Origin of the sequence: Psychromonas sp. Urea-02u-13 (assembly GCF_002835995.1) — a bacterium.
Classification (GTDB): Bacteria; Pseudomonadota; Gammaproteobacteria; order Enterobacterales; family Psychromonadaceae; genus Psychromonas.
Map to the genome: position 1 here is coordinate 1 of NZ_PJBZ01000060.1, position 20448 is coordinate 20448.

At 39.5% G+C, this 20448-nt stretch carries 13 protein-coding genes and 1 pseudogene; 12 read left to right on the plus strand and 2 right to left on the minus strand.

All coding sequences use genetic code 11. From position 1 onward, the window contains the following. Positions 1-245 precede the first annotated feature (245 nt). The 9 genes from rapA (at position 246) to pntB (ending at position 14248) form a co-directional block, all read left to right on the plus strand. Positions 246-3164 carry an RNA polymerase-associated protein RapA gene (gene rapA / locus CXF74_RS10555; RefSeq protein WP_101082412.1) on the plus strand — a complete coding sequence of 973 codons (2919 nt, stop codon included), beginning with the start codon at positions 246-248 and terminating at the stop codon, positions 3162-3164. A gap of 78 nt (positions 3165-3242) precedes the next feature. Further along, positions 3243-3920, plus strand: coding sequence for an RluA family pseudouridine synthase (locus CXF74_RS10560; RefSeq protein ID WP_101082413.1), 678 nt, complete (start codon positions 3243-3245; stop codon positions 3918-3920). Between the two features lie 305 nt (positions 3921-4225). Beyond that, entirely contained in the window at positions 4226-6319 is a 2094-nt protein-coding gene (locus CXF74_RS10565) for a TonB-dependent siderophore receptor (protein ID WP_101082414.1), read from the plus strand. A gap of 63 nt (positions 6320-6382) precedes the next feature. After that, complete coding sequence (locus CXF74_RS10570; protein WP_157822379.1) at positions 6383-7174, plus strand: siderophore ferric iron reductase; 792 nt, start codon at positions 6383-6385, stop codon at positions 7172-7174. Next, on the plus strand, positions 7167-7931 hold the full coding sequence (locus CXF74_RS10575) for an ABC transporter ATP-binding protein (protein WP_101082416.1): 765 nt from the start codon (positions 7167-7169) through the stop codon (positions 7929-7931). Before CXF74_RS10570 ends, CXF74_RS10575 begins: the two co-directional genes overlap by 8 nt. 12 nt (positions 7932-7943) lie before the next feature. After that, positions 7944-8930, plus strand: coding sequence for an iron-siderophore ABC transporter substrate-binding protein (locus tag CXF74_RS10580; RefSeq protein WP_101082417.1), 987 nt, complete (start codon positions 7944-7946; stop codon positions 8928-8930). Then, positions 8923-10899, plus strand: coding sequence for a Fe(3+)-hydroxamate ABC transporter permease FhuB (gene fhuB / locus CXF74_RS10585; RefSeq protein WP_101082418.1), 1977 nt, complete (start codon positions 8923-8925; stop codon positions 10897-10899). The genes CXF74_RS10580 and fhuB overlap by 8 nt, the downstream gene beginning before the upstream one ends. Before the next feature lie 434 nt (positions 10900-11333). Next, the gene (locus CXF74_RS10590) at positions 11334-12869 is read left to right on the plus strand and encodes a Re/Si-specific NAD(P)(+) transhydrogenase subunit alpha (protein ID WP_101082419.1); all 1536 of its coding nucleotides are present in this window, start codon (positions 11334-11336) and stop codon (positions 12867-12869) included. Between the two features lie 5 nt (positions 12870-12874). Then, complete coding sequence (gene pntB, locus CXF74_RS10595; protein WP_101082420.1) at positions 12875-14248, plus strand: Re/Si-specific NAD(P)(+) transhydrogenase subunit beta; 1374 nt, start codon at positions 12875-12877, stop codon at positions 14246-14248. Between the two features lie 845 nt (positions 14249-15093). Here the strand turns inward: pntB and CXF74_RS10600 are convergent. Then, the gene (locus CXF74_RS10600) at positions 15094-15939 is read right to left on the minus strand and encodes a class I SAM-dependent methyltransferase (RefSeq protein ID WP_101082421.1); all 846 of its coding nucleotides are present in this window, start codon (positions 15937-15939) and stop codon (positions 15094-15096) included. 245 nt (positions 15940-16184) lie between these two features. Here CXF74_RS10600 and CXF74_RS10605 point away from each other — a divergent pair, with 245 nt between their 5' ends. Together CXF74_RS10605 and CXF74_RS22505 are read left to right on the plus strand one after the other, a co-directional pair. Continuing rightward, on the plus strand, positions 16185-17174 hold the full coding sequence (locus CXF74_RS10605) for a carbohydrate kinase family protein (protein WP_101082422.1): 990 nt from the start codon (positions 16185-16187) through the stop codon (positions 17172-17174). A 2-nt stretch (positions 17175-17176) separates the two neighbouring features. Next, positions 17177-18378: pseudogene (locus tag CXF74_RS22505) on the plus strand (AGE family epimerase/isomerase). Between the two features lie 133 nt (positions 18379-18511). Here CXF74_RS22505 and chrA read toward each other — a convergent pair. Continuing rightward, positions 18512-19702 (minus strand): chromate efflux transporter, encoded by a 1191-nt coding sequence (gene chrA, locus CXF74_RS10615; RefSeq protein ID WP_101082423.1) that lies wholly within the window; start codon positions 19700-19702, stop codon positions 18512-18514. Between the two features lie 561 nt (positions 19703-20263). On the opposite strand from chrA, the gene CXF74_RS21945 reads away from it, so the two are divergent. Next, on the plus strand, positions 20264-20434 hold the full coding sequence (locus CXF74_RS21945; protein ID WP_157822380.1) for a hypothetical protein: 171 nt from the start codon (positions 20264-20266) through the stop codon (positions 20432-20434). The last annotated feature ends 14 nt before the right edge of the window (positions 20435-20448 follow it).

A 20448-nucleotide genomic window follows, 5' to 3' on the forward strand; every position in this document is an offset into this window, starting at 1 on the left:
TAATTAACTTTCGTTAGTTGCCTTGTCTATGGGGTCGCATTATAGGGATCTGAATCACGTTGGCAACACTTTATTTACATATAAAGTCTGTTCGCTCACTTTATGAACAAACGTTATTTTCCTTCATTTATATGCTAGTTTTATTGAAACTTAAATATATAGTTTTATGATTAGCATAGTGTGCATAGATTTAGGTAATATATGCGCCTTTATTATTTTCCCGTTTTATTTTTGAGTGGTATTTTATGACATTTTCGTTAGGTCAACGTTGGATTAGTGATGCAGAGTCTGAATTAGGGCTAGGCACAATCGTCGCAATTGATGGACGCATGTTGACACTATTGTTTGCAGCCTCTGGTGAGCAACGCCTTTATTCTATTACAGACACCCCTATTACTCGTGTACGCTTTAATACCGGTGATGAAATCATCAGTCACGATGATTCGAAGATACTAGTCACAGAGGTTGATGAAGATGAAGATACTGAGCTTCTTACCTATATAGGTACTTCTGTTGCTACAGGTGAAGCCGTTAGGTTAAAAGAAACGTTTCTTAACAACTTTATTAAATTCAATAAACCACAAGATAAGCTGTTCGCTGGCCAAATCGATAAATTTGATCGTTTTGTTTTACGTTATAAAGCGTTGCTTAACCAACATACACAACAAAAATCTAACCTACGTGGATTATTAGGTCCACGTGTTGATCTTATTCCTCACCAATTTTATATTGCAGAGGAAGTCGGTAAGCGTCATGCGCCACGTATTTTATTAGCCGATGAAGTGGGTCTAGGTAAAACCATTGAAGCAGGATTGATTATCCACCAGCAGATCATTACCGGTCGTGCTAAACGTGTATTGATTGTATTACCAGAAAATCTACAGCATCAATGGTTAGTTGAAATGATGCGTCGCTTTAATCTGCATTTCAGTATTTTCGATGATAGTCGTTGTAGCGAAGCTTACGCTGATGAAGTTAATCCTTTTGAAACAGAGCAGTTAGTATTATGTAGCATTAATCTACTGCGTAAGAAAATCCATTTCGAACATGCTTTAGAAGCTGAATGGGATCTATTAATTGTTGATGAAGCACACCACCTTATCTGGGATAAAGAAAAACCTAGCCGTGAATACCAAGTCATTGAAGCACTTTCTAAAGAAACACCAGGAGTGTTGTTACTGACTGCAACACCAGACCAATTAGGTCATGAAAGTCATTTTGCACGTTTACGCCTATTAGACCCAGATCGTTTCTACGATTACCAAAAGTTTGTTGAAGAGGAAGCTGGTTACAAACCCGTTGTTGATGCGGTAAACCTGTTACTTGATAACCAACCATTATCCGATGACGCACAAAACAGTATTACTGATTTATTGAGCGAGCAAGATGTTCAACCATTACTAAAAGTGATTAACGATCTTCCTCCTGCTGACGAAGAACGTACACAAGCGGAACGTGAATTAATTAGTAACTTATTAGATAGACATGGCACAGGTCGTTTATTATTCCGTAATACACGTTCTGCTATTAAAGGTTTTCCAAAACGACTATTAAAATCAGTGGGTTTGCCTTTACCTGAGCAATACAAAACAGCGATGAAAGTTTCTAAAATGCTACCTTCTGGTACGTTACAAGAGCAAGCATTCAGCGCGTTATACCCTGAGCAGATGTATCAAAAATTTGAAGGTAGTACGACTAATTCATGGTGTGCTTTTGACCCACGTATTAGTTGGTTAATCGAGCTTGTTCAGCAGTTTAAAAATGAAAAAATCTTAATTATCGCTGCACAAGCAGAAACGGCATTAGCACTTGAAGAAGCGCTACGTACTCGCGAAGCAATTAAAGCAGCAGTTTTCCATGAAGGTTTATCACTGATTGAACGTGATAAAGCAGCGGCTTACTTTGCACAAGTTGAAGATGGCGCACAAGTGATGATCTGTTCTGAAATCGGTTCAGAAGGTCGTAACTTCCAATTTGCACATCACTTAGTATTATTTGATCTGCCAATTAACCCAGATTTATTAGAGCAACGTATTGGTCGTTTGGATCGCATCGGACAACGCTGTGATATTCAAATTTACACGCCTTACCTAAAAGATACTGCACAAGAGCATCTACAACAGTGGTATGAAAAGGGCTTAACTGCCTTTACGCAAACAACACCAACGGGTCACACTATTTACGAACAGGTTAAAGATCAATTAATTGAACTGCTCGCAACCGGTGAAAATAGTAACGGTGAGTTTGATAAACTGATTAGCATCACACGTAATGAAAACGAGAAGCTAAAAGCACAGCTTGAGCAGGGACGAGATCGTCTACTTGAGATTAACTCTAGTGGTATCTTGCACCCAAGTGATTTATTAGACGATATTACTGAAGTGGATCAACTGCCTGATTTCACAACGTTTGCACTACAGCTTTTTGATGTAGTTGGTGTACAGCAGGAAGATCAAAACGAGCATTGTTTAGTATTACGTCCAACAAATCATATGTTAACCAGTGACTTCCCAGGTTTACCTGAAGAGGGAGCAACCGTTACCTTTAATCGTCAAACTGCATTAAGCCGTGATGATGTGCATTATTTAAGTTGGGAACATCCAATGATCTTGGGTGGTATGGAAATGATATTAACCAGTGATACCGGAACAACGGCTGTCGCGATCCTTAAAAATAGCTCATTACCACCCGCCTCTACTTTCTTAGAGTTAATCTATGTCGTTGAAGCAATTAATACCGATAACGCACAGTTAAGCCGTTTCTTACCTACCACTCCAATTCGTTTATTATTGGATAAAAACGGTAAAAACTTAGGTGGAAGCGTAACGTTTGATAGTTTTGATCGTCAGTTAACACCTATTAATCGTCATATCAGCCGTAAAATAGCCAATACGTCACAGCCGTTAATTCATCAGTTAATTAAAGGTTCAGTACCAACAGCACAACTGCTAATGGCTGATATTTTATTGGACGCAAAAACTGATATGCAGCAAACATTGCAAGGCGAGCGTGACAGATTGCAAGCACTGCAAGCGGTTAACCCTAATATCCGTGAAGATGAGATCCAGTTTATTCGCGATCAACAAACAAACTTCGAACAGATATTAGATCAGACTCAATTAAAACTAGATGCGATTCGTTTTATTGTTTCTACGCCATCTTAAAATAAAGCTGTAAGCTGACAGCTATCTGCTGTCAGCTTTTATAACCTCTCAGTCTTCTAGCCTAAAGCGATAATTATCATGCCTCATTTTGTTTATAACCCACCGATGAAACCTTACTTAGATATTCTTTATCAAGACGACGATATCGTGGTATTAAATAAACCAGCGGGATTATTAAGTGTGCCGGGTCGAGAGAAAAAACATTCAGATAGTTTAGCACTGCGTATTTTACGTATTTGGCCAAACGCTTGTGTGGTACACCGATTAGATTTAGCAACCTCGGGTATTATTGTATTAGCGATGCGTAAATCAGCGCAAAGTCATATGGGTCGTCAATTTCAACAAAAAGTGATCGATAAAACCTACTACGCACGTGTTGAAGGCATTATTGAAAAAGACAGCGGATTAGTCGATTTGCCTATTCGATGTGATTGGGAAAATCGTCCCCGTCAGATTGTTGATTTTGAGCAAGGCAAAAGCTCGCAGACCGAGTGGAAAGTATTAAAGCGTGAGCAGCATACGACCTTAGTGGAACTCACACCTTTAACCGGCCGTACTCATCAATTACGTGTACATATGCAACAAATTGGTCATGCCATTGTGGGTGATGAATTTTATGCGACAACATTTGGTAAAAAATCATCTCCGCAACGCCTCGCATTACACGCAGGCAGTATTACATTAACCCATCCTACGACAGAAGAACGTATCAGTTTTAGCTGCTCACCAGATTTTGCTGATATTGCTAATAGTTAATTAATCATCAATATTGCTTTAACCGTTAGTGCACAAACTTAATGATGAATAATCCATATAACCACTCTATGGATTATTCCCCAGCCCTACTCGTTCGATAAAATCTCACCTTTAAAATCTCACTTTTAAAATCTCACCTTTAAAATCGATATCTAAGAATTCGCCTTAATCCCTGTTTCACTCTTCATTTTACTCTTCTGTTAAATGCAAAAAATTGATTTGTAAATAACATTTAAAAACAACTTGCCAATGATAATATATATCATTAACATCCTTTCTGTTGATACTTATTATAAATGGACTAGATGATGAAACGAACTTACCTCTCTCTTTTTGTTGGCGCCACATTAGCGGCTCAGACTTTTGTCGCGTTTGCTGAAGAAGTCATAAAAGAAAGCAATGAATCGGTTGAGAACATAACCGTATCCGGTAAAAGTCAGCATATTAATACGCTCGCTTCAGCCAGTAAAATGAATGTTGAGACAACAGAGTTACCTTTCGCTGTTTCCATTATCGATAAAGAGTTCATTCGTGATACAGGTTCAAAAAACATACAAGACGCATTACTTTACACATCTGGTGTACACAGTGGCGCGTTCGGTTTAGATGCACGTGCAGATTGGTCTTTAATCCGCGCTGTAGAGCCCACCAATTATTTAGATGGCATGAAGTATAACTTCGCGAATTATAATAATACCCGCACCGACCCTTACACATTAGAGCAAATCGAAGTATTAAAAGGTCCCTCTTCAGTGTTGTTTGGTCAAGGCTCTACGGGTGGCATTATTAATATGGTCACCAAAAAACCTCAGCAACAAGCTGCTCATGAAATTTGGGTACAAGGGGGATCTAATAATCGTAAACAAATTGCAGTGGATTCAACGGGTCAAATTGCTGAAAGTGCCTTTTTATATCGTGTTGTTGCCCTTGCTAAAGATGCTGAAACACAAGTAGACCACACGGTTGATAAACGCATTCTTATAAATCCTTCTTTAACCTGGATGATTCAGCCAGAAACCAATTTAACGCTGATGGCAAATTACCAACAAGATACAAGCAACAGTAACTTACAGTTCTTCCCTGCGGAAGGCACACTTGAAGATGGCCCTAATGGCCAAGGTAAAATTCCAACTAATCGTTTCTTCAGCGAACAAGATTGGGATAAACACGATACAGAGCAGTTCGCTTTCAGTGGTTTCTTTGATCACCGTGTAAATTCAATCTGGAGCATTGATGCTAATGCACGTTACACCAGTAGTAACGCGCAAACTAATTCTATGTATTCAAAACCGATTGGCAAGGATGCCGACGGTAAACCGATCATGTATAACCCAGATGGCACCGTTAACCGTGTTGCAAGTGCAGCTGAGCGTTACAGTAAAATTTGGGCTGGTGACATTCGTAATAACTTTATTTTTGATACCGGTGCAGTGGACCATCAAGCTTTATTAGGTTTCGATGTACAAAAAGCCATCACACGTGATGATACATGGTACGGAGATGGTGGTTCGCTTGATCCTTACAACCCAGTTTATAAAGGTGCGCCAACAGGTTATGAACTATCTGAAGGTAAAGAGGTTACCTCTTCACAGTTTGGACTTTACTTAAATGATCAAATTGATATTAACCAAGTCACCATTACAGCCGGCCTTCGCTACGATATTTCTGAAATTAAAACCGAAGGTGTCGATGAAAAACGTGAAGACGATGCTGTAACAGGACGAATTGGTGGTATGTATCATTTTGATAACGGACTATCGCCTTATTTAAGTTACTCACAATCCTTTGAACCACAAAGTCCTGTTACCGATTCGCTAAGTGGCGAACTCATTGACCGCTCACCATTACGTGGTGAGCAGTATGAGTTAGGCCTTAAGTATCAAAGTGATGAACATAATATTTTAGCAACGGCCTCTGTTTATCAAATAGCACAAAAGAACCGTACTCAGCAAAGCCCAGTCAGTGGCCTGGAAAAATTAGGCGATGTTGAAATTGAAGGTTTCGAACTTGAAGTGATCAAAAAATGGGATCAAATAGATTTGATTGCGAATTTAACATTACAAAGAACGGAAGATACTGAAACAGGAAAACAACTTGATTACACACCAGAAACGATGGCGTCAGTATGGTCTAAATATAACTTTGAGGGCACTCTTTCTGGATTAAATATTGGACTGGGTGGTCGATTTACTGGCGAAACAGTCGCAGGCGATATTTACGAAACGCCTTCAACCACACTGTTTGATGCCATGGTGAGTTATGACCTAGGCAATTGGCGTTTAAGCGCCGATGCTAAGAACTTATTTGATAAAACCACTGTTTCCTACTGCTCAACATATGGAACCTGTGGTTATGGCGAACGTTTAAATGTAACAGCTAACGCTAGTTACGCGTTCTAATTTGTTAATAAAGCGGTGCAGTGTTTTCTACTGCACCACTTTAACCAGATGAATCATTCCACCATGCAACCATTTGAACATGTGTTAACTCACTTGCAAACCACGCAGTCTTTAGCCAGTTTGTCAGCCCAATTCCATGCAAATTTAGCCTCAAGTCCGAGCACATTATCGACATGTTCGATAAATGCCAACTCACTCGATAACATCAGCCTTCTTTATGATTTTTGGAAAACTAACTCCCCCGAAGCAGGCTCGCAATATTGGGCCGTTCGCACTTGGACCATGCTTACTTGGCAACCCGTTTGTCTGGCACTTATTGGCGCTTATGCGAGTAACGAACATATTAATTTTGATGGTTTTCAACAACATCAAAATGCAGGCATTACTAGCGGTTACCAATTTTTACAGAGTCACGTTATTAGACCTAAAAATAGTGCCAATGAGGTATGTAAAAGTTTAAATCGATTATTAGCCGGTTATCTTAATAGCTTACAAAAAATAGTCCCTTTGCAGGAGAGCATTGCGCATCGCTTAGTGCGCGATCAATTGGCAAAATTTATTTTACAGATGAGTGAACTGATGCCTGTTGATCATATTGGACTTGCTCGATATGTATTTCAGAAATGGAGCGAGCAACTTTCCTTTAACGATAAAGATCCTTATTTAGCGATTGATATTAATACAGAAACGACTAAATGGTTATTAAAACGCAGTGCTTGTTGCCAACACTTTAAACGTCATGATGGCGGTTATTGTGTTACTTGCCCCAAACAAAATAAACAACAAAAAAACGCCGCTCTTGAACGTTATAAACAAAAACAACTGCAACAAATTATTGGATCTAAACATGCTTGAACTCACTGATATTAAAGTCTACCACCAGCAAAAATGTACCTTAGATATTGAACACTTAACCATTCAAGAAAATCAGCTAACGGTGATTCTTGGTCATAATGGTTCGGGAAAATCTACCTTAATGAAACTACTCGCAAGGGAGATCGTAGCGAAGCAAGGCGATGTAAAACTTAACAATAAAAATGTGAATAATTATTCGCATCGAGACTTTGCAAAACAGGTCGCTTATTTACCACAACGTTTACCACAAGTCGCCGGATTGACGGTTTCTGAATTAGTCCGTTTAGGGCGGTTTCCTTGGCGAGGCATATTAGGCCGTTGGCAAGCAGAAGATAAACACATCATCGAACAAGCGATGCAACAAACCGACGTATTACATTACGCCAGCCACTTTGCCGATAGTTTATCTGGCGGTGAACGCCAACGTGCTTGGATTGCCATGTTATTAGCACAACAATCACCGATATTTTTATTAGATGAACCGACTTCAGCACTGGATTTAGCACATCAATACGAGTTAATGCAGTTACTTACCGAGTTAAATGAAAACGGCAAAGGCATTGTTATTATCTTGCATGATATCAATCTAGCTTGCCGATTTGCACAGCGTATTATCGCCTTAAAAGAGGGCCAAATATGTTTCGATGGTCCGCCAAAAAACCTATTAAACACTCAGACTTTAACGGCTTTATATGGGTTACCAATTGAGTTATTAAACAGTCCAAATCAACCTCACCCTATTGCAAGCATCGCATAATTGGAGCCCTCTATGTCATTGAAAAAAGAGCTATTTAAAAAAGTGCCATTTAAAAAACACGCATTATTAACGCAATTCTCGTTAACCTTAACCTTGCTCATGTTGTTAGTTAACCAAAGCGTATTAGCAAGTACTACCATTAGCGATGACTTACAAACACACCATTTTGAGACCCCCCCTACGCGTATTATTGCCATTAATTGGTCAATGGCAGAAAACTTGCTGGAGTTAGGTATTACACCCATTGCGATCACTGATATCAAAGGTTATAGACAGTGGGTTGTTAATCCCCCAATACCCGATAGTGTGCTCGATATTGGCACCCGTTCGGAGCCAAATTTAGAACGTATTAAAGAGTTAAATCCTGATTTAATTTTATCGTCAGCATTGCAAAAAGGCTTAGTGCCTCAATTGCAAAAAATAGCCCCGACACTTTATTACGATAGTTTTCGAGAAGATCATAATAACGCAGAAAAAGCACAACAGATTTTTACTCAAATAGCCTTAGTTACCGGTAAACAAAAACAAGCACAACAGCGTTTACAGCAACAGCAGGACCAGATAAAAAAACTAAAAGAACAGCTCATAACACATTTTAATGGGCAATTACCCAAGGTCTCTTTGATTCGGTTTGCAAATCCTACAGCCGTTATTATTTATGGCGATAATTCACTTTCATCAGCAGCGTTAGACAAACTAGGTATACAAAGTGCGTTGACGATGCCAAAAACTAAATGGGGATTTAAGCAGTTCCCTACCAGTGAGCTTGCGAAAATAAAAGAAGGCGTTGTATTGCATATAGAGCCCTTTGAACATCAACCACTATTAGATAAATCGCCACTATGGAATATTTTACCCTTTGTGAAAAACAAACAGTTTTCTACTATTGATTCCACTTGGAGTTATGGCGGTATTAATGCAGTGGGTTATACAGCCCAAGCAGTGACTAAAAGCTTATTAGCCTTTCCAATTCCAGCGCCCTCTTTAAATAATGAATAATTACTTATTTTATCGTTATAGCATCAGTTTATTGTTGTTAGTCGCCGTGGCGATTTGTTTATTACAAATCGCCAGCCCCTTGTCTTTATCTGCACAATGGCAATTAGTGACCGAGATGCAAATACAAGATGTTGATCAGGTGCTTTACCTTTACGGGTATTTGCCACGTATTGTGATGGCGTTCATGGTCGGTGGCGCATTAGCGTTGGTAGGTAGTTTGTTGCAACAACTCACCCAAAACTACTTACTCTCTCCGATGACATTAGGCCTTTCTTCGGGTGCTTGGTTGGCATTAGTGAGTTTAAGTATCTGGGCGCCAAGTTTAGTGGCAACACATGGTCACTGGTTTGCCATGTTAGGCGCGACACTGTCTACCTTGTTAGTGATGTTAATCGCCGGCCGACAAGGATTAGGCGGATTGCCCGTTGTATTAGCGGGTATGGCGATCAATATATTACTCGCCTCTATCGCGAATGCGCTGTTATTAACACACGACCAATATGCGAAGAACCTGTTCATTTGGGGGGCAGGCGATCTCAGTCAAAACGATTGGAGTAATGTTTTAAATTTAGCGCCTGCGATGCTGATTGTGCCAATTTTACTGTTGTTATCTCCACGTATCTTAACGCTTCTAAAAATAGGAGAAGGTATTGCTTCTGGCAGAGGTTTGAACCTGCTTCCGGTTATGATTGGTTTATTATCTCTGTCGATATATTTGGTCGCACATGCAGTTACACTGGTTGGCGTATTAGGCTTTGTAGGATTAATCGCACCAAACATCGCACGTTACTTAGGCGCGAGAAAAGCATTAGACCAACTCTGTTATAGCTTTTTAATGGGAGCGTTAGTCTTAATGGGAGCAGACATGATTGCGCTTTATGCGGGGCAATTGATGCAGGTTTTAGTACCCACAGGTACCACAGTGGCAATTCTAGGCGCACCGCTATTAATCTATTTAAGTCGTAAAAAATTCACCGCGAACGATCAACAAAGTCTTAGTATTCCATTAGGCATTAAACAGTTATCCCCTTTTATCTGGCTAAGCTTATTACTGTTAACGGGACTATTACTGTTAATATCCCTGACATTATCGCCCTCTTTACAAGGTTGGCAGTTTACTATTCCCGATGCGCTCACTTGGAGCTTTCGCTGGCCTCGCGTTTTTACGTCTTTGTTTGCCGGCGCCGCGATGGCGTTATCAGGGATGATTTTACAACGCTTAATTGCGAATCCACTCGCCAGCCCAGATATTTTAGGAATTTCAGCCGGTGCTACGTTTGCGTTAGTTAGCGTAACCCTCATTACCGGTATTTCAATATTTGAAGTTGGCGCACTGACCGCGTTTATTGGCAGTATGATCACCTTAGCTATCTTAATTCTATTATCAAAAAAGCAACGTTTTGCGCCGTCTGTGGTCATTATGATTGGTATTTCTCTGGGCGCGTTGATAGATGCACTCGTCGCTTTTAGCTTAATAAGTGGCAGTGATGATATCTACCCCGTACTTGGATGGTTATCAGGTTCAACTTACCGCGTATCGAGCGAGAAAACCTGGTTATTGATAATTCTATTTTGTGTACTGTTTACAGCCTGCTTAGCACTGCAACGTAGCTTAACGTTATTATCGGCAGGGGATGATATTGCTCAAGCGCGTGGCTTAGCAACCAATAAAGCACGACTTATTTTACTCTCTTTAGCAGCTCTTTTATGCGCCTCCGTCACTGCGGTATTAGGGCCATTAGCCTTTATTGGTTTATTAGCGCCACATATGGCAGTAATGTTAGGCGCGCGCAAAGTCGTTAATCAGTTAGTTTTATGTTGTTTGATTGGCGGCGCACTGATGGTGTTGGCTGATTGGTTAGGTCGTGTCACTTTTTATCCGATGCAATTACCCGCAGGTACTGTTGCCTCTGTATTAGGGGGGAGCTACTTTGTGTTTTTGTTGTTAAAAGGACGTTTAAGCAATTAAATAAACCTAGCGGCTTTAATAATAAAGAGGCAATAAAGCACAAGAATTTTGCCTGATATAAATGTTAATAGAAAATAGCTATCAAGCACATCGAAACAAACAGCGGTAATTACTGTAAATTTATTACCAAACAGGTGCAATTTTACATATGATTAACACGATATAGCGTTTTCTTATATAAAGTAACGTTATCGTTGTTAAAACAAGCACTTTTAAAATTTAAAAAGCTAGCCTAAATCACATTTTTTAACTAATATTTAACGCTTGAATAAATGTTGTAATAAAACAACGAAATCGAGCAAAAGGTATTCAGAATTTACGTAATGGTTATAAATACAAGATGAAAATGATCCAGATCTATTCCATCTTGTAAATTGTACGTAAAATCAACCAACCATCATGAATTATAATTATAAGCGATCACGGACCTTACTATGCAAATAGGTATACCTAGAGAGATCCAAGATAATGAAAACCGCGTAGCAGCGACACCGAATACGGTTGAGTTGTTAATCAAGCAAGGTTTTGAGTTTCTTGTAGAAAATAACGCCGGAGCAGCAGCTAGCTTTTCCGATCAAGCTTACACAGATGCGGGCGCAGTTATTGGCACCGATACTGTAGCGATATGGCAGTCTGACATTATCTTCAAAGTTAATGCTCCAACAGATGCTGAAATTGAATTAATTAAAGAGGGTGCAACCCTCGTTAGTTTTATCTGGCCTGCACAAAATCCAGAATTACTTAAAAAGCTTGAAGCGAAGAACGTTAGTGTAATCGCAATGGACAGTGTACCTCGTACATCTCGTGCACAAGCATTAGACGCATTAAGCTCTATGGCAAACATTGCAGGTTATCGTGCAGTGATTGAAGCCGCTAACCAGTTTGGTCGTTTCTTTACCGGTCAAATTACAGCTGCAGGTAAAGTTCCACCTGCTAAAGTATTAATCGTTGGTGCTGGTGTTGCTGGTCTTGCTGCATTAGGCGCAGCCGGTAGCTTAGGCGCAATCGTGCGTGCATTCGATACTCGCCCTGAAGTAAAAGAGCAAATCGAAAGTATGGGCGCTGAATTCCTTGAAGTAAATTACGTTGAGGAAACAGAAGTAAGCACCACAGGTTACGCAAAAACAATGAGTGCGGGTTACCAACAAGCACAAGCAGACATGATGGCTGAACAAGCTAAAGATGTTGATATCATCATCACTACTGCGCTTATTCCTGGTAAACCTGCTCCAAAAATCATTACAGAAGCAATGATTGCCTCAATGAAATCAGGCAGTGTCATTGTCGATTTAGCAGCCGCGGCTGGCGGTAATGCGGCATTAACAGTTAAAGACGAAGTCTTTACCACTGACAATGGCGTTAAGATCATTGGTTACACTGACTTACCAAGTCGTTTACCAACACAATCAAGCCAACTGTATTCAACAAACTTAGTTAACTTAATGAAGCTACTTTGTAAAAACAAAGATGGCCAAATTGATATCGACTTTGAAGATGAAGTGATTCGTGGTGCAACTGTTGTTAAAGAAGGTGAAATTTCTTGGCCTGCACCTGCAATCAATGTAAGTGCAGCACCAGCGCCTAAAGCTGAAGAGAAAGTTGCAGTTGTTGAAGAAAAAGCACCCAACAAATGGATAAAACCTGTTTCAGCACTTGTTGCTGTCGGTCTATTCGGTTGGCTTGCAAGTGTTGCTCCTGCTGATTTCCTAGCACATTTCACAGTATTTATGCTGGCTTGTGTTGTAGGTTACGGTGTTGTTTGGAATGTTGCACATTCACTGCACACACCATTGATGAGTGTAACAAATGCAATCAGTGGCATCATTATTATCGGGGCTCTACTACAAGTAGGCAGTGATAGTACCGTGGTAACTGTGTTATCAACAATCGCAATATTGATTGCAACTATCAACATAGTGGGTGGTTTCACCGTAACACACCGTATGTTGAAAATGTTCCAGAAGGATTAAGAAATATGTCTCAAGGATTAATTACTGCTGCATACATTATTGCTGCGATATTATTTATCGCCAGCCTTAATGGTTTAAGCAGCCAAGAAAGTGCTCGAAAAGGTAACCTCTTCGGCATACTGGGTATGATCATTGCTGTTATAGCAACAATCGCAAGCTCGCAAGTATCAGGTCTAGGTTACATCACTGTAGCAATGGCTATTGGTGCAGGTATCGGTGTTCGTTTAGCATTAAAAGTTGAAATGACTTCAATGCCAGAACTTATCGCTATCTTACATAGCTTTGTAGGTCTAGCGGCTGCCTTTATCGGTTTCAACTCATACTTAGATCACGGTATCTTATTAGGTGCTGCAAAAACAATTCATGATGTTGAAGTGTTCCTAGGTATCTTTATCGGTGCGGTAACCTTTACCGGTTCAATCGTTGCCTTTGGTAAACTAAGCGGAAAAGTAAACAGTTCTGCACTTAGCTTACCGGGTAAAAACTGGATCAACTTAGCGGTTGTTGCTTCAACGGCTTTCTTACTCGTTGGTTTTGTAAGTGGCGATATGGGCATAACAGCACTTATCATCATGACAGTGATTGCATTAGCATTCGGTTGGCATTTAGTTGCATCAATCGGTGGTGCAGATATGCCAGTTGTTGTTTCAATGCTGAACTCATACTCAGGTTGGGCAGCTGCAGCAACAGGTTTCATGCTAGCAAATGACTTACTTATCATTACTGGTGCGTTAGTAGGTTCAAGTGGTGCGATTCTTTCTTACATTATGTGTAAAGCAATGAACCGCTCATTTGTCAGCGTTATTCTTGGTGGTTTTGGTAACGAAGCAGTAACACAAACTGGCGACCAAGATTACGGTTCACATTACGAAACAAATGCTAAAGAAGTAGCAGACGCATTAAACGCGGCAAAAAACGTAGTGATTGTACCGGGTTACGGTATGGCAGTAGCACAAGCACAGTATCCTGTTGCTGAAATTACTAAACGTCTACGTGCTAAAGGTAAAAACGTACGTTTTGGTATTCACCCAGTTGCGGGTCGTCTACCAGGTCACATGAACGTTTTACTTGCAGAAGCTAAAGTACCTTACGACATCGTATTAGAGATGGACGAGATCAACGATGATCTTAAAGATACTGATGTTGTATTAGTAATTGGCGCAAATGATACGGTTAATCCTGCAGCTAACGAACCAGGTACGCCGATCTCAGGCATGCCAGTATTAAGTGTTTGGGAAGCTGAAAAAGTTGTTGTATTTAAACGCTCAATGGGCGCTGGTTATGCTGGTGTACAAAACCCACTGTTCTTTAACGACAACTCTGAAATGTTATTAGGTGACGCAAAAGCATCGGTTGATGCGATTTTACAAAACATGTAATTACGCTTTAACTTAGATAACTATTTAGATAATAAAAGGCCCTAATCATGTAATGTGATTAGGGCCTTTTTAGTTTAGAACATAAAACTGGAACACTTAAAACGCTAACGCTTATTGATGTAAGCTCTAATCCTAAATTACAGTGGTTTCGCCTGAGGCGAGTTACTCTTTTCTGACGAGCAGAAAAGAGCTCTCTCGATTATTGCCTTATCTTGACTGAAAGATTGTTTGATACGCACCTATAACTATAACAAGGCTTACGGAACATCCATGTTATGTAAGCACTTAACACTGACCTCCTGTCAGCGTTTGCTAAAACAATATTTCAATCAAGGGCAATACAACGGGAGTCGTGAAGCCTGCATTATGCTCAGACTCCAATTTTATTTTTATCAATGTGGTTGCCTTCTATTTCTACTTTCGGAGTGAAATCAATGCGTACACGACAAGCTTCCGTTTCATTTTTCTGCTGGAAAGTATTACTTTAGCAAAGGAAATCAGGATGATTTCATTAGTAGTTGCATGCACAGGGATGTGCATTCAACTGCGGTGCGTTAAGAAGTAATGCTTTTTAGCAGATTAAAAAATACTTCGGAACGGCACTTTTTGGTTACTTTTTCTTGCTGTTGAGAAAAAGTGACTCGCCAGAGTGCGAAACTACTGTATCGATAGTTAAAATACAGACTGGATGAGCTTGACGAACTGACATCAAAACAAAAATCAGAAACACCTAAAGTGCGTGATCGAACTTCAACTGAGATAACAAAAAACCCGAATCATATTATCTGATTCGGGCTTTTTTGATTAGGGAATTAGTTACATAATTAAGTCATATTTGTTTATTATTACTTAACTTCTGCTAACACAGTATGTTCTGTCACTAAGCAACTCAAGGCACGCTCGCTAGGCTCGATATAACGTTTTTTGAACGCTTGTGCATCTAAGTCTTCAACAAGTTGTAGTGCATTAGCCGATAAAAAGCTTTTTACTTTTTTAGGCTCAAGGCCAAACTGCCATTTAACCAAATCACCATCAATCTCTTCTTGTGAATAAGCTGGAATCACATCCTTTAAAAGATAAGAAAAAACAACCTGACTGCCTTTAGCAAACGTAGCGATAGTGGCTAATATAGACTCGACTTGTTTCTTAGCAAAATACTGTGTTTGCCCTTCCCAAATAAACAGCGTCGCTAAAGTATTATCACATCCAGCATCCGCTAAGTTTTGTTGCAGAGATTCTGTTTTTAAATTAGAGACGAGATAAGTCACGTGCTGATTTTCACCAATCAATGGCTTGATGTTGGTTTGCTTGTAGTCACTCATGGTTGCACTATCGAGCTCAAAGACATTAAGGCTATCAATACCTTCAATGCGAAAAGCACGCATATCCATACCGGCACCAATAATCACAACATTTTTGAATCCGTTGTTGATCGCTTCTTTGAGTTTTTCATCAATATAACGCGTTCGGCAGATCAGATTGCCATAAACACCGGGAATGGATTTTTCATAACGTTTAACGATTTTATTTCTAAAATAACGAAATTTAGTGAGGCCAGAAACAAGTTTAAATGCCGTACCGGGGATCAGTTTTAATGCATAGTTATCTTCAAAAAACTGCACATCCTGATGGAATGATGACTCTACGCCACGTAAAAAAGCTAACCCCATCGCATTTCTGTCTAATTTCATCTTCTACCTATATATATCACGCTTAATTTTCATCATCATACGTACCTAAAATATTATTACGATAGAAGTCTTTAAACAATGCAAACTAGCACATAGAATTTTTTACACTTCATTACAAAATTCAAATATGGCTTTTAATCCAGTGTTGCTACTATCGCTAAAGTACCAATAATAATTTTCTCTTAGTTATCTGATTTTGATGGACCAGATTCATTGTTAACACTTATCTTAATTAAAGGTGAATAATGCAAAAAATCCTCTGTTTTGGTGAATTATTAATTGATTGGATCCCACACGGCTTTCAAAGTGTTGGTGAATTACAAATTCCACTTTATGCACAATTCCCCGGTGGCGCTCCCGCCAATGTTGCTGTTGCATGTCGACGTTTAGGTGCACAAAGTGCCTTTGCGGGACAAATAGGCAGCGATGCAATCGGACGTTATTTAAAAGATTGTTTAAGTAAATACCATGTTGATACGCAATATCTACTGCAATCTGACCACCCTACCGCTATGGCCTTTGTACATTTAGATACCAAGGGTGATCGATCATTCACATTTCAGCGCAACAATACCGCCGACTTAAACTACCTATCGGAAAATATTAATAGCGCGATGTTTAAAGACGTGGGCATTTTCCATATCTGCTCAAATACGTTAACCGACCAAGCAATTAACGACTGTACCCTACACGCAATGAAAATGGCGCAGTCCGAAGAAGTACTCACTAGCTTCGATGTAAACCTACGTTTGATGCTCTGGGATGACTTAAAATTAGTTAAACCGCGTGTTATGCAAATAATGCAGTTTACTGATCTCGCCAAACTCAGTATTGAAGAGGTAGATTATTTACGTGGTGCACAGAGTGAAACTGAATTCTTAACGGAGTTATTTAACTATGGTGTGAAGGTTATTTTGATCACCGATGGTAAAGAGCCCGTACGATTGTATAACCAAGAGCATCATCAATCATTTATGACACCGAGTGTTGAAATGGTGGATAGCACTGGTGCGGGTGATGCATTTAGCGGCGGTTGGATTTTTGCTTTAGTTGAGCAAGGTATTCATAACCCAAGCCAATTAAAAAATGCCTGTAAAAAAATAACGCCATTGATCGATGCCGTTAATATCGCTATGTGCTGTGGCGCTTATGCCGTGACGCAAAAGGGAGCCTGGAGCGCCCTACCGACTCGTAGTGATATCAGCACACTCTTAGCGACTATCGAAAAGGTATAATGATGACAATATTGATTAACAATCCTGATTTTAAAAATCCTGACTTTATTCGCGCTCATATTAAAACACTCACAGAGTTTTATGCACAACACGCCATTGATACAGAACACGGCGGTTATTATCAGACACTTACTGCTAATGGTGAGCACACTCAAGCGTCAATTAAACAGCTTGTCAGCTCAACACGCCTGACTTATGTCTTTGCCTCTGTTGGTAAACTACTCGGCCGAGACGACCTTTTAAACCATGCAAAACATGGTTACGATTATGTTTGCACAAAACACCATGATGTAACACGCAACGCATACAATTGGGTGATGGATGGTGATAAAGGTATTGACCAAGATAACTACTGCTATGGATTAGCCTTTGTTTTGTTAATGTATTCTGCGAGTAAAAAGCAGGCCTTGAAGGCGCAAGAGAAGGCATCGAAGATACCTTTCAATTAATGGAGAATCGTTTTTGGCAACCTGAGTTTGGCTTATACGTAGATCAAATTAATGCCGATTGGTCGATCATTGATAGTTACCGTGGCCAGAATGCCAATATGCATAGCTGTGAAGCGATGATTGCAGCCTTTGAAGCCACACAAGATAAGAAGTACTTACAGCGTGCATTACTGATTGCTGAGAATATCTGTTTACATCAAACCAAAGATACCGACGGATTGATTTGGGAACATTATCATCAGGATTGGTCCATTGATTGGGATTATAATAAAGATGATCCACGCAATTTATACAAACCTTGGGGTTATCAACCAGGGCACTTAATTGAGTGGACTAAATTATTATTAATGATTAACCGTCATCAACAAGTGGATTGGTTAGTCCCACAAGCAGAAAAGCTATTTAATGCCGGTATGAAACATGCTTGGGATAAAACACATGGAGGTTTACTCTATGGCTTTGCACCTGACGGGTCGATTTGTGATGATGAAAAATACTTTTGGGTACATGCAGAAGCATTAGCTGCAGCTGCGTTACTTGCTAAAGCCACTAATAACCAACGCTATTGGGATGATTACCAGCGTTTATGGCAATACAGCTGGCCTGCTTTTTGTGAAAATGAACACAAACCTTGGTGGCGTTTATTGAGCAGAGAAGGCGAGGTATTAGATAAGCACATTGCCAGCCCTGGCGCTAAAATTGATTATCATACAATTGGTGCCTGTTTAGAGATTTTAAACATACTCTCTGAGTAATTTGAAAACTCAACCAGGTTAATTAGAAGAACAGCCACAGTAATTAACCACGAAGATACAGAGTAAAAGCAAGATCGAAAGATCTTGCTAACTCGACAGTCAAAGACGGTCTTCATGGCCTCTGCATCCCTCTTTAAAGCAATATAATTCCCATCGCGATATACAAGAAAACAATCGCCACAATCGGCAGTTTAATTCCTTTTAATAAATAGATGCCTAATACAACCAGCCCCATGTCTAGTGCATTATGCACGGCACTTTGAAAAATGGGCTGATATAAAGCAGCTAATAACAAACCAACCACAGCAGCATTCACACCTTTTAATGCAGCTGAAATACTAGGGTTCATTGCTAAACGAGTCCAGTTTTTAAGTACCACAATGATTAATAAAAACCCCGGTAAAAACACGGCGATCGTGGCAATAAGAGCGCCCAATACAGGTGAGTTTGCATGAAGCTCAAAACCCAAAAAAGTGGCTAACGTAAACATGGGTCCAGGTACAGCTTGGGCCGTTGCATAACCAGTTAAAAAAGCATCTTGGCTAATCTGTTCACCCAATATATTTTGCAATAAAGGTAAAACAACATGCCCGCCGCCAAAGACTAAACTACCCGCTTGGAAGAAATCACTAAACAAGTTTAGCTCTGATGATAAAACAGAAGAGAACTCAGCTAAAAAGGGTAATAACAATAATAACGCGAGATAAATGACTAAAAAAGGCCAATTAAACAGTTTTGATAAAGGTAATTTATCCTGTTCCAATGGTGGATTATCACCTAATGCTTTTTCTGTTAAGCTATTTTCTGTTAAATAAAGCTTCCCTAATAAGGCAGCAAACGACAGTGCGAATATTTGTGTCCAAATAGACGGGAAAATCAATAACAGTAATGCGGTAAATACGGCTAAGAATAGGGTTAATCTACCTTTACAAAAGCTGTTAAACATTCCCCAAGTGGCATCAGCAACAACAATCACCGCTAATATTTTTAACCCTGCGACAGCGCCCTGCCAAAAAGTATGTTCCGTTAATGCACTGCTCATGCTTGCAATCACTAACATTAAAATAATAGAAGGTAAGGTAAATCCTAAAAATGCAGCAATACCACCACCTAATCCCGCGCGTTGATAACCAATCGAAAAACCCACTTGGCTTGAACCCGGCCCAGGCAAAAATTGGCTTAATGCAACAAATTGTGTGTATTGTTGATCACTTAACCAATTCTCTTTTTCAACAAAAGCCTTACGGAAATAACCAATGTGAGCCGCTGGTCCACCAAAACTAACCCAACCTAAAGCAAAGAATTTCATAAAAATTAATAGCATAAATAACTCTTAAAACAAAAAACAGCACCATAACAAACAAATGCGGCAAATTTATGACAAGCCATGCAATAAATTAAGGTAACAAAAGAAAGAGATAAAAGCAGGTAATTTGTGTGGCGCGATTAGTCCATAGAAATTATTTTAGAAGCACTTTGAATCACCCACTAACCACTTTAATAAGTTTCATGTAATTAAAGTCAAAGTGACTACCTGAAAGAGTGCATGACTGAGTGCATAAAACCGACTTGGGTAGCTAACTTTCGACTTGAAAAACCTTTATTTGACTTTAAAAGGCAATATCTATGCTAAAAAAAGGATCCGTTCGTGATTTTTGTGACTTTTTTTATACGTATGCTTTTATGCTTACAAAAAATAGTAAAACATACAAATCAACTACTTAAGACACACAAACAAAAAACTTACATCAAATACATATATTCAATGGTAAATAAAGGTATCAATTCAAGCAACAACCAGTGCAGAACTACCCTGGCGGGTAGTTCTTTTTTCTTTAAAGCTAGCCTATCATTCACTTCATCAACATACATGAGGTTACAAAAAATGAAATTATTTATCTTAGCGCAATACTTCACGGTCACTATGGTACTAACAATCACCATTGGTTTATTTGCTTTAAAACCTGTTGTAAATCACGGCCTAGTGACAACAGCACAAGTTGCAACTGCCACTACAAATAAACAGGAGATGTTTGTTAATGAAAAATTTAAATAGTGAACTCACTCTGT